The organism is Companilactobacillus heilongjiangensis, assembly GCF_000831645.3.
Lineage (GTDB): Bacteria > Bacillota > Bacilli > Lactobacillales > Lactobacillaceae > Companilactobacillus > Companilactobacillus heilongjiangensis.
In genome coordinates, this window is the sequence record NZ_CP012559.1 from 394,967 (window position 1) to 411,164 (window position 16,198).

A 16,198-nucleotide genomic window follows, 5' to 3' on the forward strand; every position below is an offset into this window, starting at 1 on the left:
AAACACTGTTAGTTAATATAATCTATATTTCCGTTAAGGATTTATGGCAAAGGAGCGACATAGAATGAAACAAGGAATTCACCCAGAATATCGTCAAGTTGTATTTATGGATTCATCAACAGGTAAGAAGTTCTTAGCTGGTTCAACAATGAACTCAAAAGAAACAACTGATTATGAAGGTACAGACTACCCATTGATTCGTGTTGAAATTTCATCAGATTCACATCCTTTCTACACTGGTAAACAAAAGTTTGCTCAAGCAGATGGACGTATCGATCGTTTCAACAAGAAATATGGTTTGGCAAACAAATAAAAAAAGTCATCCGTTCGGATGGCTTATTTTTTTGCTTTCGTATTCTTTGGCTTCAGGTGTGAAAATACCCAAATGAAGTTGATTAAAGCTAGGAAGCTAGTACTTAGAAAGACTGCTGAATAGCTTAGTACGCCTGATATTGAGGAACCAAGCAATGGTCCACAGACGTTACCAACTGACTGGAAGGACTGGTTATAACCGAAGATCCGACCGGTATATTTGGAATCAGTGTATTTGGCTAAAATTGTTTGTACTTGCGGAACCAGACAGGCATCGGAGATACCAACTAAGAATCTCAAGGCAGCTAACTGCCAAACGTTGGTAACAAAGGCTTGGGGAATGTATACTATGATGGCAAAAATTAAACCACCGATTAGAATTTTCCCAGTACCGATTTTATCGCCTAAAGCACCAAACCTTGGTGCGGCAATAATATTAGCGATGCCTGGCATAGCCGCGACGACTCCAGCGACTAAAGTAACTTGACTCGAATTGTGCATCAGTTGTTTAACATACAAACTGATAATCGGATTAATTGAGTTATTAGAAGCTTGGATGATCATTGTTGTAACAAACATAGCCAAAATTAAATTGGGATTTTTTAACTTGTGGAAAATTTCTTTTGTCGATTCTTCCTGACCTTTCGGAACAGGCTTGAAATCTTCCTTAATAAAAATCGTCACGAGAATAAAAGCTATAAATAGTAATGACCCAGTTATCATGAATGGAATTCGATAACCGAAGTATTGAGCGATAACACCACCGACCAATGGACCTAACAGAGTACCAGAAATTACACCGGTATTCAGAGTTCCCAAGGCTTTACCACTTTCAGATCTTGGTGCGGTTGAAGCTATCAGGGTGTTAGAGTTACTAACGAATCCTGAGAAGACACCTTGTAGGAGTCTTAAAACAACCAATTGCCAAGGAGCAGAGACAAAGGCTTGTAGGAAAATCACGATGGCCATACCAAGTGATGCTCGAATCAACATCAGCTTCCGACCACGACGGTCAGCAATTTTGCCCCAAACGGGTGAGATGATCGCCATGACTAGAAATGTTGATGAAAAGGCGATACCATTCCAGATTACGAGCTGACTTTTTGTGAAATTACCTAACTGGTTAATGTATAATGGCATAAAGGGTGTTATCATACTGAAGCCAATACCGGATACAAAAGTACTGAACCAAAGAACAATTAGATTTCTCTTCCAATAATTATTCGGCTCAGCACTGTCATCTGTATTAGATGTCATATACATCAAATCCTTTCTAAGTATCTTAGTATACTCTTTTTTTGTTTATATCTGACATATTTAATTTTATATAATTGAGGAAGTTTATTCATGAAAATGAAGTTAAGGGAAGTCTACTCAGCATTAAAAATTCAAAGCGATACGATTGAAGACGTTGAAATTACTGGCGTTTGTTTTGACAGTCGTAAAGCTAAAAAAGGTGATTTGTTTTTTCCATTACAAGGGGACCGTGATGGACACGAATTTATCGACAGTGCCATTGAAAATGGAGTAAGTGCAACTATCTGGCAAAGTGATCATGATATTCCTAATGACAAGATACCTTATGTTGTCGTTAAGAATGTTTCGAACGCGTTTGAAACATTGGCCAAGTATTATTTGAACAAGGTTAATCCTAAAGTTGTTGCTGTAACTGGTAGTAACGGGAAAACTACCACTAAAGATATGATTGCTAAGATTTTGAGTACAAGCAATAATGTCGCTAAAACTCCACAGAATTTCAATAACGAAATCGGTGTGCCTTTTACAATTTTGAACATGCCTACTAATACTGAAGTATTGGTTATTGAAATGGGCATGGACCGTCCTGGACAGATTGACCACTTGAGCAGTATTGCTAATCCCGACATTTCAGTTATCACAATGATTGGTGAAGCACATATCGAATTCTTTGGTACTCGCGATAAGATTGCTGATGCCAAGATGGAAATTACTGATCATTTGAATGAAGATGGAACTTTCGTTTATAACGGGGATGAACCATTATTGTTGGAACGTGCTAAAAATGTTGAACAGCGACAATTGAGTTTTGGCAGCCACGACAGTAACGATTTGTATGCAACGGAAATCCAAGCAGGTAAAACAACGACAAGTTTTACAACCAATCAATGGCCTGACGTTAAGTTTGAAATTCCAATGATGGGTGAGTACAACGTCAATAATGCTTTGGCAGCTCTATTAGTTGGTCGCGCTTTACATATCAAACCACTAGCTATGCAAAAAGCTTTGGGTGAATTATTTGTAACAGAAAACAGAACCGAATGGCTGAAGTCCCAAAACGGGGCTGACATATTGAGTGATGTGTATAACTCTAATCCCACTGCAGCCATTGAAGTTTTACACAGTCTCAAAGATATTAAGACTGACGGACGTAAGCTGATTGTTTTAGGCGACATGCTGGAACTTGGTGATGCTTCCAAGCGGTTGCATGAGTCTTTGGCTGGACACATTGATGGGGCAGACTTTGAAAAAGTTTATCTAGTTGGTCCTGATATGAAGTATTTGCGTGACAAATTAAGTTCCAAGTATGACCAAAATGATCTGCTTTGGTACGACAAAGACCAACTGGCAGATTTGACCACAGATTTGAAAAAAGAATTAAAACCAAATGACACTGTCTTGTTAAAAGCAAGTCATGGAATTCACTTAGAAAACGTTTTACATGAATTAATGTAGGAGTTGTCATTTGAGTTTGTGTATAAAACGTGGTAAAGTAGTCAAATTGTTATTTATCGTGTTTTAAAAAATGGAGGACATTTGTGAAATTTAAAGAATTAGATTTAGATCCCAGATTATTGAGTGCCGTAGACGAAGCTGGTTTTGAGGAAACTACACCAATCCAAGCTCAAACTATTCCACTAGTTATGACCGGCGATGACGTTATTGGGCAAGCTCAAACTGGTACAGGTAAGACGGCAGCCTTTGGTTTACCATTACTAAATGCCGTTGATACTCAATCAAGTGATATTCAAGCATTGATTATCTCACCAACTAGAGAATTAGCTATTCAAACTCAAGAAGAGTTATATCGTTTAGGTAGTAAGAAGAAAGTTAAGGTTCAAAGTGTTTATGGTGGTTCTGATATTAGACGCCAAATTCGTGCTTTGAAGAGTCATCCTCAAATTATTGTCGGTACACCTGGTCGTATGCTTGACCATATCAACCGCCACACTTTGAAGTTGCACAATGTTAAGACTGTTGTGCTTGATGAAGCTGATGAAATGTTGGACATGGGATTCGTTGAAGATATCGAAAGTATCTTATCAAACGTTCCTAACAAGCACCAAACATTGTTGTTCTCTGCAACAATGCCTAAGCCAATCATTAAGATTGCTGACAAGTTCATGACAGACCCTAAGGTTGTTAAGATCAAGTCAAAAGAATTAACTGCTGATAACATCGAACAATACTTTGTTAAAGCCAAGGAATTTGAAAAGTTTGACTTGATGACACGTCTTTTCGACGTTCAAGCTCCAGAACTTGCATTGATCTTCGGTCGTACAAAGCGTCGTGTTGATGAATTGACACGTGGTTTGCAAGCTCGTGGTTACAATGCTGAAGGTATTCACGGTGACTTATCACAAGATAAGAGAACTAGCGTTTTACGTAAGTTCAAAGCCGGTAAGCTAGAATTCCTTGTTGCAACTGACGTTGCTGCTCGTGGTTTGGATATTTCTGGTGTATCACATGTTTATAACTATGATATTCCTCAAGACCCAGACAGTTATGTTCACCGTATTGGCCGTACTGGTCGTGCCGGACATTCTGGTGTGTCAGTAACTTTCGTTACACCAAACGAAATGGGTTACTTACGTACAATTGAGAACCTTACAAAGAAACGTATGGATCCATTGGCTCCACCAACTGATAAAGAAGTTCTTAAAGGACAACTTGAATCAGTTAAGGAAGATATCAAAGATACTTTGGCACATGACAAGCACTTGGATCGTTTCAACGATGCAGTTGAAGAATTGTTGTCAGAATATTCTGCTGATAACATTGCTCGTATCTTCTTGAGTGAATCAATCAAGGATGCTGAAAGTGTTCCTGTTAAGATTGCTCCTGAAAGACCACTTCCATCAAGAAAAGTTAGTCACAGCCGTTCAGGCCATGGCCGTCGTGGTGGTAGAAGCAATGGTGATCACAGTTATGGTAATCATCGTGGTGGAAACAGACGTGGTAATGATCGTCACGGTAGTGGCAATCGTAATCATGATGAAAAAGGTGGCAAACGCCGCGAACATGACAACAAACGTAATGGTCGTAGCAAGAAGTCATTCAAGATCAGAACAAATCTTGAAAAATAATTAGAATTTTAATAAAGACAAGGTAAATTATTTTACTTTGTCTTTTTTTGTACAGTAAAATTGAGATGAGGCCGCAGGCGGGTGCTGGGATGGCAGTCAGCTGTGGGACCGGCTCGAGCCGAAGTACGGTCTCGACCCTCGATTTTGAACTTCGCAAGGTTCGCGAATTTCAAAATACGTCCTGTGTTGTAAGGTCGGAAAATCGCCGGCCTAACATCACTACCACTGCGGACTTCATCCCAGCACCCGCCTGCTAGTGTATTTTTGGATACTGATATTGTGAGTGCTTTAAATAGGTTATTTAAAGTTGAAGTATTTCATATTTAGAATATCAGTTGAATTAATTAAATAAGTTAAATATAAATGTTGCTATAATAGTACTAGTTGCAGTTTACTAAGGATGTATATTAAATTAGTGGATAACTTTTAGAAATAATATAGCTGTTATCCACAAGAGACAAATTAGTCGGAAGAGATGAGTTTATTCACCAGCTGTGGTTGTGGCGTTATGGCTTCAGCCATTACACCACCGGGCGTGTTTGGAGACTTACCGAACTTTGGTAAGGCTTCAAACCGAGGTTCGAGACCGCACTGTGGCTCGGGCCGGTCCGCATAGCAGGTGAATAAACTCATCTCTGGAGACGGCAAACCAAAAAATGGGTATACTTTATGTATTAACTTTTATGAATCTTATAAAATGGAGAAAAACATATGATCAAAGGTTTGGGTATCGATATTGCAGAAATCGACCGTGTGCGTAAAATTTATGGTCGTCATCCAAGATTCTTGGAAAAGATTTTGAATGCTGATGAAATTGAAGTTTTTAATTCTATGAATACTGAAAAATCGAAAATGGCTTATTTAACGGCTAGATTTTCAGTTAAAGAGGCTTTCACAAAAGCTATGGGAACTGGCTTGCGTGGCATTGGCTTTCATGATTTGAGTGTTCTGAATCATGAGTCGGGTCAGCCATACATTAATACTGATATTTTTAAAGGCAATATTCACGTTTCAATCTCGGATACAGATGAACTAGTAATAACTGAAGTTATTCTAGAGGAGGAAGATTAAATGTTACCATCAATCCATCGTCCAGCCTATGTTGAAGTAGACTTGAAGAAATTACACCAAAATCTCCAAAATGAACTGGCAGCTGTTCCAGAAGGCACTAAAGTCTTTGCGGTTGTTAAAGCCAACGCTTATGGTCACGGTTTAGTTCGTGTTGCCAAGGCAGAAATTGAATTCGGAGCAAGTGGTTTATGTGTTGCTACTTTGGATGAAGCTTTAGAAATTCGTAATAACGGCGTAGACGCACCGATTCTTGTTTTAGGTATAGTTCCTGTCGAATACGCTAAAGTCGCTGCACGTGCCAATATTTCACTAACTGTGGGTAGTTTGGACTGGTTGAAGATTGCTGTTGAGTTAAGAACAACCAATTTGAAGGTTCACCTAGGAATTGATAGTGGTATGGGTCGAATTGGTTTTCAAGAAAAAGCCGACTTGATCGAAGCTTGCAACTATTTGAATGATCATAAACAAGCATTTATTCCTGAAGGATTGTTCACACATTTTGCAACGGCTGATAATCCTGATGAAAAATACTTTGAAAAACAAGTTAAGACTTTCAAAGAAATGTCGAGTGATTTACCAACTAAATTTACTTACGTTCACTGTGCTAATTCGGCCACTGCACTTTGGCACCAAGATTTGGCAATCAATATGGTCAGATATGGTATCGCTTTGTATGGCTTGAATCCATCACAGACTGATATTCCCGAATTGCCTTACACATTAGAGCCAGCGTTGAGCTTGTACTCTGAATTAGTTTTCGTTAAGAAAGTTAAGGCTGGAGATAGTATCGGTTACGGTGCTACATATACAAGTGACAAGGACGAGTGGATTGGAACCGTTCCGATTGGCTATGCTGATGGTTGGTTGAGAAGAATGCAAGGCTCAGATGTTTTGATCAATGGGCAACGTTGTCAAAATGTTGGACGTATTTGTATGGATCAATTTATGGTTCGTTTGCCAGGAGAATTGCCTGTGGGAACTAAGGTCACAATTTTGGGTAAGGATGGCGATGAAGAAATTACCGCTACCGATGCTGCCCAATATTCAGGCACAATCAATTATGAAATCCTTTGTGCATTGAGCGAACGTTTACCAAGAGTTTATAAAAACTAGGTTGATTGATATGCCGTTTCCAGAGCTGAGAGTATTCATCTGCTGCGCGGCACGGTTCGAGCCAAAAGGCGGTCTCGAACCTCGGTTGAAGCCTTTCCAAAAACCGGAAAGTCTCCAACACGTCCGGTGGTGTAATTGCTAAAGCAATAACGCCACTTTCGCTGCGGATAAATACTCTCAGCTCTTCCAACTGATTTATTTTTTGAATGGATAAAATTTGAATTAACCTTTCTAGATATTTAAATAATTAGTAATCTATATTAAATAAAACAAAAGAGAGTCTGTGATCAATTGAGATGCAGACTCTCTTTTTGACGTCTCTGAAACGCTAAGGACTAGGATATTGTTTGAGAAGAAAACGGATACATGATATGCTATAACATATTACTTTGATAAAACATTCACAAAGCAAGGAGGACTTTTTATGAGAGTTGGTATACCAAAGGAACTAAAAAATCAGGAAGAACGTGTTGGTTCAACACCAGATGGCGTGGCTATTTTAGTTAATGCTGGACATCAGGTTGTCGTTGAAACGGATGCGGGGATAGGTTCAGGCTATACTAACCAGCAATATTTAGATGCCGGTGCCAAGATTAGTGATGTCGATGATGTTTGGAATTCAGAGATGATCATCAAAGTTAAGGAACCAATTGCTTCAGAATATAAATATTTTAAAGACGGCCAAATAATTTATACATATTTACATTTAGCTGCCAACGAAACTTTAACCAAAGCACTTTTGAAGAGTAATACAACTGGAATTGCTTATGAGACTATGGTTGGACCTAATGGAGGCTTGCCATTGCTATATCCAATGAGTCAAATTGCCGGTCGAATGGCTGTTCAAGTTGGAGCTCACTTCTTAGAAGAACCACATCAAGGTAAAGGTTTGTTATTGAGTGGTGTACCCGGAGTTAGAAAAGGTAAAGTTACAATTATCGGTGGTGGTACCGTTGGTGTAAATGCTGCCAAAATAGCCATTGGTATGGGTGCTGAAGTAACCTTGTTAGATATTAATGCCCAAAGACTAGCTGAGATTGAAGATATCTTTGACGGTAAGATTCAAACTCTGATGTCTAATTCTCAAAATATTGCTAAAACTGTCAAAGAGTCCGATTTAGTAGTCGGTGCCGTGTTGATTCCTGGTGCCGCGACGCCAAAATTAGTTACAGAAGAAATGATTGCCTCGATGGAACCTGGTTCAGTTGTGGTTGATATTCCAATTGACCAAGGTGGATTATTTGAGACAAGTGTAAAAGCAACGACCCACGACAACCCAACATATATCGTTCATGACGTCGTTCACTACACAGTGGCAAATATACCTGGGGCTGTACCAAAAACAGCAACAGAAGCATTATCCGGTGCAACAATGCCATATGCGGCCATGATTGCTGGAGGATTAGATATAGCCATTAATAATAAAACGATTAAAACAGGTATCAACACATATCAAGGTCATCTGACAGAAAAGGCTGTGGCGGACAGCTTGAAGATGCCATATACGAATATAGATGACGTTGTTAAAGCAGTAGAAATTTAGCAATCCAGATAGTTGTCAGTTGATTATTCAAGGTAGTATTCTTTGTGTGAGAATTAATGCACGAAGAAAGAAGTGTTTGTCATGATGAAAAAACAGTGGCAATTATTTATGAAAAAAGTTGAGTATAAAAAATATCAAGATAGACCAGATTCGAATCGACCTTATGTAAATGATCTTCAAAAGAAGCTGATGGAAAAGTATCAATTAGAGTATTTCCGTCAATATCCGTTTGAAGATGAGTTTAATCGTCGGTCTGGGGTTAGCTTTAAGAGGTAGGCCGTCTCCAGGGATGAAAATATTGCACCTGCTATGCGGAACGATTCGAGCCAAAGTGCGGTCTCGAATCTCGGTTTGAAGCCTTACCATAAATCGGTAAGTCTCCAAACTCGTCCGGTGGTGTAATGGCTAAAGCCATAACGCCACACCCATAGCGGGTGAATATTCTCATCCCTTCCGACTAATTGAATGTATTTGTGATTGCATGTGTATTTATTAGTTCTGAGTTATTAAATCAAATTTACTCAAGATATGTAAGCTGATAAATTATTTACGGTGATAGAGTTCAGCAGTGCAGGTGGTGTTAGGTCGTAAGACCAAGGCTCGCACCGGTCGCACAGCGAACTCTATCACCGTAACCCGGAGGCGGAAGTGGCATACTTAAAGACATTAAAAAAACCAATACCGGCTGCGTCGGTATTGGTTTTTTAGGTTTTGTTTTAGAACTGGTTTTGTTTTTAGAAACATTTAGAACGAACTACAATGTATTCTTGTCGAGAATCTTTCCTGACTTCAAATCATCAATTTCAGAAACGATGAAACTCTTCTTTTCCAAACGTTTGATGATTTCTTTTAATGTATCAATATCTGTTCCTGATGGCAATGTGAACAATGTTCTACGGACAACTTCATTTGATTTAGCGTCCAAGGTCATACATGCGGCAACTGAAACATACTTTGCGAAAATCTTTGACATTTTTTCTAGATCTCCACGGTCGCCGGAAGAACTAACAGTTAGTACGTAGCTACTAATGTCGAGGTTCCAAGCGTCTGACAACATGCTCAAGAGTCTTGAGTGAGTCAAGATACCGTAGAAAAGATTTGCTTCATCAAGAACAGCGATATATGGCAAATCCTTGATGTTGAAAAATACTTTGAAGAAAGGTGAGTCAACGCTGATCGTCTTTGTCGCATTCTTCATCAAAGTTGTTACTGGTAAACTCATGTCGCCACCACGTGATTTGTGACGGTAGATGTGCATCTTATAGATGTTACCCCTAAATATTTGTCCGCTCTCGTCAAGAATTGGTACACAACGATAGCCAGAATCTTCGAGGACCTTTAATGCTTCCTCGAGTGTTACAGTTTCTTTAACTGTAGTAAGCTTGTCCTTTTTCAGTACAAGTGATTTCACTAACATATATATTCACATCCAATCAAGTATAATTGAATTAATAATACAGTAATTCCGAACAAAAAAAAAGCTGAAACAAATTATTCATTTGTTTCGGCTTTTTTGAAGCGTGATATTTTGGATTATTGACGACCCTTGATACCTGTAGCTTCGAAACCATCTTTAAGAATTTTTTCAAGTTCTGCAGCTGATTTCTTCATTTGTGCTGATTCTTCATCATTCAATGGTACTTCGATGATTTGTTTTAGACCTTTACGGTTGATAATAGCAGGTGAACCGATATAAATGTCTGAAACGCCATATTGACCAGTCATCATATTTGATAATGGAAGAACAGTGTTTTCGTCGTTTAGCAAAGCCTTGCAGATTCTTGCAAGAGCAGTACCAATACCGTAGAATGTAGCACCCTTAGTATTGATAATGTCGTAAGCAGCGTTAACAACCTTCTTGTAGATTGCGTCAAGAGTATCTTTAGTAACTTCTGGGTGTTGTTCCATCCATTCAGCCATTGTTACTCCACCGATTGACAAGTGTGACCATGCAGCAAATTCTGAGTCACCATGTTCACCCATGATGTATCCGTTAACTGCACGAGGGTCGATGTCTAATTCTTCACCAACGAATTTTTGTAGTCTAGCTGAGTCAAGTGATGTACCTGAACCAATTACACGTTCCTTAGGGAAGCCTGAAAGTTTCCATGTAGCGTATGTCAAGATATCAACTGGGTTAGCAGCAACCAAGAAAATACCATTGAATCCTGATTCAACGATTGGGTCAACGATTGTCTTCAAGATGTTCAAGTTCTTGTTAACAAGGTCAAGTCTTGTTTCACCTGGTTTTTGTGGAGCACCAGCAGTGATAACAACGATATCAGCATCTTTAGCATCTGAATATTCACCAGCGTGAATGTTCTTAGGGAATGAGAATGGAAGTGCATCAGCAAGGTCCATTGCGTCACCCTTAATCTTGTCTTTTGCGATATCACAGATAACTAGTTCTTGTGCAATACCTTGAAGTGTCATTGCGTAGGCGAAAGTTGAACCTACAGCACCGTCACCAACTAGAAGTACTTTTTGGTGATTCTTTTCATTTGTTGGAGTTGTCATTATAAAATATCATCCCTTCGAAAATAATATGTTCCGTGGTTCATTATACAAATAATTAAGGGTAATTAACAAGTTGATTGTGAAAAAAGTGAAAAATTAGTGAAATTATGGTTGGGTGCCGCCTCCGGTTGAGATGGATGGAACCTGCTGTGTGGACCGGCTCGAGCCAAAGTGCGGTCTCGACCCTCGATTTTGAACCTTGCACAGTTCGCAAGTTTCAAAATACGTCCTGTGCTGTAAGACCGGAAAATCGCCGGCCTAACACCACTTTCACTGCGGGTTCCATCCATCTCAACCGGAGGCTAATGTATTTAAGTGGGCGATGTATAAATTTTATTTTGGGTTTTGAAGGATTGGAAATTAGACAGTATGTAAAGGTCTGTGGTGGTTGTTATTATGATTTATTTAATGTAATTTCTTAATGAAAATATCGGTGAAATATTTATGATTGATTTTTAAAAGTTTGAAGATGAAGATTTAATATAGCTGTTAACTTTTTTCCTTATTAAAAGGAATATTTCAATATAAACTCCAAGCTCATATGAAACTAACATGATATAATATAGGTTCGAAATGAGGTATTAAATATGAAACTAATTGTTGGCCTAGGAAATCCAGGTAAAAAATACGATCGTACAAAGCATAATATGGGCTTTATGACCATCGATAAATTGATGGATGAATACGGCCAAACACAAATGAAAAAAGACTTTGAGGCTGAATACTGTAAATTCAAAGTTGATGGCGAGACTGTTTTTCTTGTTAAACCTTTAACTTTTATGAACGAATCAGGACGTGCTGTTAATTTCTTGATGGGTTATTATCAGATTCAACCTGATGAATTGATGGTTATTCACGATGATTTAGACATGCCAATCGGTAAAGTTAGACTACGGACAAAGGGTTCTGCTGGTGGTCACAATGGTATTAAGAGTATAATCTCTGCTGTAGGTACGAAAGACTTCAGCCGTATCAAAATTGGTATACAACATCCAGCTAAACAATCGGTTGTTAATTGGGTTTTGACACCATTTTCTAAAGATGAGGAACCTGTTGCTTTGGCCGGTATTGATCAAGCAGCTACAATGGTTAAAGATTGGGTCAGTGGCACATCTATTGATCAATTAATGAATAAGTATAATTAATGAGTGGTGTAGGTTAAATATTCCGTCGGAAGAGCTGGGAAATATTCTCAAGCTGTGCGGAACGGTCCGAGCCGAAGTGCGGTCTCGAACCTCGGTTTTGAAGCCTTGACATAGTTCGTCAAGGCTCCAAACTCGTCCGGTGATATAAGTACGGGAGATTTCTCCCGTACTTATATCACTTCCACGGCACACAAATATTTCCCAGCTCTTCCGACTAGTTAATCGGTAGTGGTTGAATGTAAAAGGATTCAATTGTATTTATGTTCAAGTTATCTAGACGATGAAATATTTATAACGGATTATCAATAAACACAGATCATTAATTAAATACTAAAATTTGAAAGATGACGTTGACGTTACGATTCTAATATATCTATTTAGGCAATAGACAGTCATCGTTTAATTATAAAAAAATAAATAAGTTGGAAGAGCTGAGAGTATTCATATGCAGCGAAAGTGGCGTTAGAGCTTTAGCTCTTACACCACCGGGCTACCGGTCTGTGGTAAGGCTTCAACCGAAGTCCGAGACCGTACTTTGGCTCGGACCGTACCGCACAGCAGATGAATACTCTCAGCTCTGGAAACGGCATACTTAAATAATCTTTTTAAATACGCAAGGGGGCAAAAATTGGATTTAATAAATTTCATTACGAATAAGCTCAACCTTGGGGAATTTATTAATCAAGTTAAGCCAGATACGAAAAATTTATTGACTGGTTTGACGGGATCAACGATTTCCCTTTTTGCATTGGAAACTTTGAAACAAAAGGGTAAAAAAGTTCTGATTGTGGAAAACACCAACTTTCACGCTAACAAGGTTTATGATGATTTAAATTTGTTAGACAGTGATGTGGTGCATATTTTCCCAGTTGAGGAATCTATTTCCACTGAATTGGCCACTAGTTCACCAGACGAATTGAGTCAACGACTTGATTCATTGAGTTTCTTGGCTAGTGATGAGGCTGGTATCTTGGTAACTTCGATTGCCGGGATGGAATATGAGTTGTCAGCTAAGGAATTGTTCAAGGCTGCACAATTAGATATTAAAGTAAATGAAGAATATGACCTTGAAGATCTCAATCAAGAATTTGTGCAGATGGGATACGTTAAGGATAAGTTAGTTGCTAAACCCGGGGATTTCGCAATCCGTGGGGATATTGTCGACATCTATCCTTTGAATGTGGATAATCCTGTCCGGATTGATTTCTTTGGTAATCAAGTTGAGAAGATTAAATTTTTTGACACTGAAACACAACGTAGTATGGAAGAACTTGATGAAATTAAAGTTTTGCCTGCTAAGGATCGAATCGTAACTGATGAACAAGTTGCGACTGGTTTGAAAAAGTTACAGAAGAGCTATCAACGTCAACTTGGTGCAACTAAAGATAAGGATATTAAGAATAATCTAGAAGTTAACTTTGGTCAGACGATTGAAGAATTATCTGAAGGGATGCGTCCAGAAAATATCGGTCGAATTGCGGACTATATTTTGGAACATCCTAGTAGCTTGCTCGAATATTTGAGTGCTGACGATATTATCTTATTTGATGAATATAATCGTTTAATTGAACAGTCCAATGACAGTGCTGCTGAAAATCAATCATGGTTAGCCAGTCAGTTGGAGTTTGGTAAAGCTTTGCCAGAACAAAAAATTCGTCAGAGTTTTATTGAGTTGGTTAAAGAAGATACGCATGCACAAATTTATGTTTCGGCCTTTCAACAAGGGATGGGACACATTCGTCTCAATCAATTGCATAACGTATCGATTCGTTCGATGCAACAGTTTTTCAGTCAGATGCCATTATTAAAATCTGAAGTGGAACGTTGGCAAAAACAGGATTACACCGTTATTTTGGTAATCAACAATGAGAAACGTATCGGTGCTATCAACAATACTTTGGTCGATTTTGGTATCAAGGCGACATTGACTGGCAAAGATAAGGTTATTGAAGATCAAACGCAGATTTTGAATGCAAGCTTGAGTTCTGGGTTTGAAATGCCAGATGAAAAAGTTGCCATTATTACTGAAAAAGAACTCTTTAATAAGCAACCTAAGAAGCGTCGTCATCAGACTTTAGCGAATGCGGAACGTTTGAAGAGTTATAACGAACTAAAACCAGGCGATTATGTCGTTCACGTCAACCATGGTATCGGTAAATTTATCGGTATGCAGACAATGGAAGTTGACGGCAAGCACCAAGACTACATTACGATTGAATATCGTGACGATGGTCGTTTGTTCATTCCAGTTACACAGTTGGACATGGTTCAGAAGTATGTTTCAGCTGAAGGTAAGTCGCCTAAGATTAATAAATTAGGTGGTAATGAATGGCAAAAGACTAAGCGTAAGGTTCAGTCGAATATTGAAGATATTGCTGATGATTTGATTGACCTGTACGCTAAACGTGAAGCTGAAAAAGGTTTTGCCTTTCCAAAAGATGATCAAATGCAACATGATTTCGACAATGCCTTTCCTTATCCAGAAACACCAGATCAATTGCGTTCGGTTGATGAAATTAAGCGTGATATGGAAAAACCACATCCGATGGACCGTTTGTTAGTTGGGGATGTTGGTTTCGGTAAGACTGAAGTTGCTTTACGTGCAGCCTTTAAAGCTGTGGAAGCAGGTAAGCAGGTAGTGTTCTTGGCACCAACAACCTTGCTAGTTCAACAACATTACGAAACTATGAAAGACCGATTTGAAGGTTTTCCTGTCAATATCGGAGTTTTGTCACGTTTCCAAACTCGTAAACAAAGTAAGGAAACGATTGAACAACTTGAAGATGGTTCAATTGATATCGTCGTTGGAACGCACCGTTTGTTATCAAAGGATGTTAAGTTCAGCGATATCGGTTTATTGATCATTGATGAGGAACAACGATTTGGCGTTAAGCACAAGGAAAAGATTAAGCAGTTGAAAGCTAACGTTGATGTTTTGACATTAACTGCGACACCAATTCCACGTACTTTAAATATGTCGATGCTCGGTGTGCGTGACTTGTCATTGATTGAAACAGCTCCAAGCAACCGTTATCCAGTTCAAACTTATGTTATGGAACAGAATTATGAAGTCATTGCAGGCGCTATCAAACGTGAAATGGCCCGTGGCGGACAAGTTTTCTACCTACATAATCGAGTTGAAGATATGGATCAAGTGGCAGGTCAACTGCAGGCTTTGATTCCGGAGGCGCGAATTGCGACAGCTCATGGACGAATGACAGAAACGCAGATGGAAGGCGTTATTGCTGACTATTTGGCTGGTGAATATGACGTGTTGGTTACGACGACCATCATTGAAACCGGTGTGGATATGCCTAACACCAATACATTGATTGTGGAAAACTCTGACCGTTATGGTTTATCACAGCTTTATCAAATTAGAGGACGTGTCGGTCGTTCCAATCGTGTTGCCTACGCCTACTTGATGTATAAGCCTAACAAGGTTTTGACAGAAGTCGGTGAACAACGTTTGGAAGCTATCAAGAACTTTACTGAATTAGGTTCCGGATTCAAGATTGCTATGCGTGACTTGTCGATTCGTGGTGCCGGTAATCTGTTAGGTAAACAACAACATGGTTTCATCGATTCAGTTGGTTTCGACCTTTATACACAGATGCTAAATGATGCCGTTGCGAAAAAGCGTGGTCATACTAAAGCTGAGAAGACTAACGCTGAAGTTAATTTGGCATTGGAAGCATACTTGCCAGCTGACTATATTACGGATCAACGTCAAAAAGTTGAGTTGTACAAACGTATCAGACAGATTGACTCTTTGGAAAATTATCAAGAAGTTAAGTCAGAGCTGTTGGATCGATTTGGCGATTATCCACAGGAAGTTGGCAATTTGTTAGACATTAGCTTGTTGAAGAATTCGTTCGACGAGTCATTAGTTAAGAGTGTAATCATGCGAAATGGTATGATTGCTATTAAGTTTTCTAAGAAAGCTAGCGATTACTTAACTGGCGATTTAGTCTTTAAGTTCTTAGCTAACACAACTATGAAAGCTAAAGTTAATGATAAGAACGGTGAATTTACGATTACGTTAGATTCCGGTAGTGTCAAAAAAGACGAGTGGTTTGAACAATTAGAAACGTTTGCCAAGAAGATGGCAGCAGGATTCGATAATTTAAAGAAAGAAAAAATTAAAAACTAAT

Annotated in this window: 12 protein-coding genes; 9 read left to right on the forward strand and 3 right to left on the reverse strand. The window is 38.8% G+C overall.

What is annotated here, in order from left to right; genetic code table 11:
* The first annotated feature begins 64 nt into the window (after nt 1-64).
* Nucleotides 65-313, forward strand: coding sequence for a type B 50S ribosomal protein L31 (locus JP39_RS01685; RefSeq protein WP_041501298.1), 249 nt, complete (start codon nt 65-67; stop codon nt 311-313).
* Between the two features lie 23 nt (nt 314-336).
* Here JP39_RS01685 and JP39_RS01690 read toward each other — a convergent pair whose 3' ends face one another.
* Nucleotides 337-1,569 carry a multidrug efflux MFS transporter gene (locus JP39_RS01690; protein ID WP_041501319.1) on the reverse strand — a complete coding sequence of 411 codons (1,233 nt, stop codon included), beginning with the start codon at nt 1,567-1,569 and terminating at the stop codon, nt 337-339.
* A 90-nt stretch (nt 1,570-1,659) separates the two neighbouring features.
* Between JP39_RS01690 and JP39_RS01695 the strand changes: the two genes are divergently transcribed.
* The 6 genes from JP39_RS01695 to JP39_RS01720 all read left to right on the forward strand — a co-directional run bounded on the left by JP39_RS01695 (nt 1,660) and on the right by JP39_RS01720 (nt 8,658).
* Nucleotides 1,660-3,024: a UDP-N-acetylmuramoyl-tripeptide--D-alanyl-D-alanine ligase gene (locus tag JP39_RS01695; RefSeq protein ID WP_041501299.1), complete on the forward strand. Its 1,365-nt coding sequence runs from the start codon at nt 1,660-1,662 to the stop codon at nt 3,022-3,024.
* A gap of 83 nt (nt 3,025-3,107) precedes the next feature.
* Nucleotides 3,108-4,655 carry a degradosome RNA helicase CshA gene (cshA, locus tag JP39_RS01700; RefSeq protein ID WP_041501300.1) on the forward strand — a complete coding sequence of 516 codons (1,548 nt, stop codon included), beginning with the start codon at nt 3,108-3,110 and terminating at the stop codon, nt 4,653-4,655.
* A gap of 711 nt (nt 4,656-5,366) precedes the next feature.
* Nucleotides 5,367-5,726, forward strand: coding sequence for a holo-ACP synthase (acpS, locus tag JP39_RS01705; RefSeq protein ID WP_041501301.1), 360 nt, complete (start codon nt 5,367-5,369; stop codon nt 5,724-5,726).
* Entirely contained in the window at nt 5,727-6,839 is a 1,113-nt protein-coding gene (gene alr, locus JP39_RS01710; protein WP_041501302.1) for an alanine racemase, read from the forward strand.
* 424 nt (nt 6,840-7,263) lie between these two features.
* Complete coding sequence (gene ald, locus JP39_RS01715; RefSeq protein ID WP_041501303.1) at nt 7,264-8,382, forward strand: alanine dehydrogenase; 1,119 nt, start codon at nt 7,264-7,266, stop codon at nt 8,380-8,382.
* An 81-nt stretch (nt 8,383-8,463) separates the two neighbouring features.
* Complete coding sequence (locus JP39_RS01720) at nt 8,464-8,658, forward strand: hypothetical protein (RefSeq protein WP_041501304.1); 195 nt, start codon at nt 8,464-8,466, stop codon at nt 8,656-8,658.
* A 478-nt stretch (nt 8,659-9,136) separates the two neighbouring features.
* Here the strand turns inward: JP39_RS01720 and cbpA are convergent, their stop codons facing one another.
* Nucleotides 9,137-9,799, reverse strand: a complete 663-nt coding sequence (gene cbpA, locus JP39_RS01725) for a cyclic di-AMP binding protein CbpA (protein ID WP_041501305.1) — start codon at nt 9,797-9,799, stop codon at nt 9,137-9,139.
* 116 nt (nt 9,800-9,915) lie between these two features.
* Entirely contained in the window at nt 9,916-10,899 is a 984-nt protein-coding gene (locus tag JP39_RS01730; protein WP_041501306.1) for an L-lactate dehydrogenase, read from the reverse strand.
* A 587-nt stretch (nt 10,900-11,486) separates the two neighbouring features.
* On the opposite strand from JP39_RS01730, the gene pth reads away from it, so the two are divergent.
* Together pth and mfd are read left to right on the forward strand one after the other, a co-directional pair.
* Nucleotides 11,487-12,044, forward strand: coding sequence for an aminoacyl-tRNA hydrolase (gene pth, locus JP39_RS01735; RefSeq protein ID WP_041501307.1), 558 nt, complete (start codon nt 11,487-11,489; stop codon nt 12,042-12,044).
* A 628-nt stretch (nt 12,045-12,672) separates the two neighbouring features.
* Entirely contained in the window at nt 12,673-16,197 is a 3,525-nt protein-coding gene (gene mfd / locus JP39_RS01740; protein WP_041501308.1) for a transcription-repair coupling factor, read from the forward strand.
* Nucleotide 16,198 lies beyond the last annotated feature (1 nt).

Coding starts and splice junctions, on each gene's coding strand:
- JP39_RS01720 (WP_041501304.1), top strand. CDS start 8,464: ATGATGAAAAAACAGTGGCAATTATTTATGAAAAAAGTTGAGTATAAA.
- alr (WP_041501302.1), top strand. CDS start 5,727: ATGTTACCATCAATCCATCGTCCAGCCTATGTTGAAGTAGACTTGAAG.
- JP39_RS01685 (WP_041501298.1), top strand. CDS start 65: ATGAAACAAGGAATTCACCCAGAATATCGTCAAGTTGTATTTATGGAT.
- JP39_RS01690 (WP_041501319.1), bottom strand. CDS start 1,569: ATGACATCTAATACAGATGACAGTGCTGAGCCGAATAATTATTGGAAG.
- JP39_RS01695 (WP_041501299.1), top strand. CDS start 1,660: ATGAAAATGAAGTTAAGGGAAGTCTACTCAGCATTAAAAATTCAAAGC.
- ald (WP_041501303.1), top strand. CDS start 7,264: ATGAGAGTTGGTATACCAAAGGAACTAAAAAATCAGGAAGAACGTGTT.
- acpS (WP_041501301.1), top strand. CDS start 5,367: ATGATCAAAGGTTTGGGTATCGATATTGCAGAAATCGACCGTGTGCGT.
- cbpA (WP_041501305.1), bottom strand. CDS start 9,799: ATGTTAGTGAAATCACTTGTACTGAAAAAGGACAAGCTTACTACAGTT.
- pth (WP_041501307.1), top strand. CDS start 11,487: ATGAAACTAATTGTTGGCCTAGGAAATCCAGGTAAAAAATACGATCGT.
- JP39_RS01730 (WP_041501306.1), bottom strand. CDS start 10,899: ATGACAACTCCAACAAATGAAAAGAATCACCAAAAAGTACTTCTAGTT.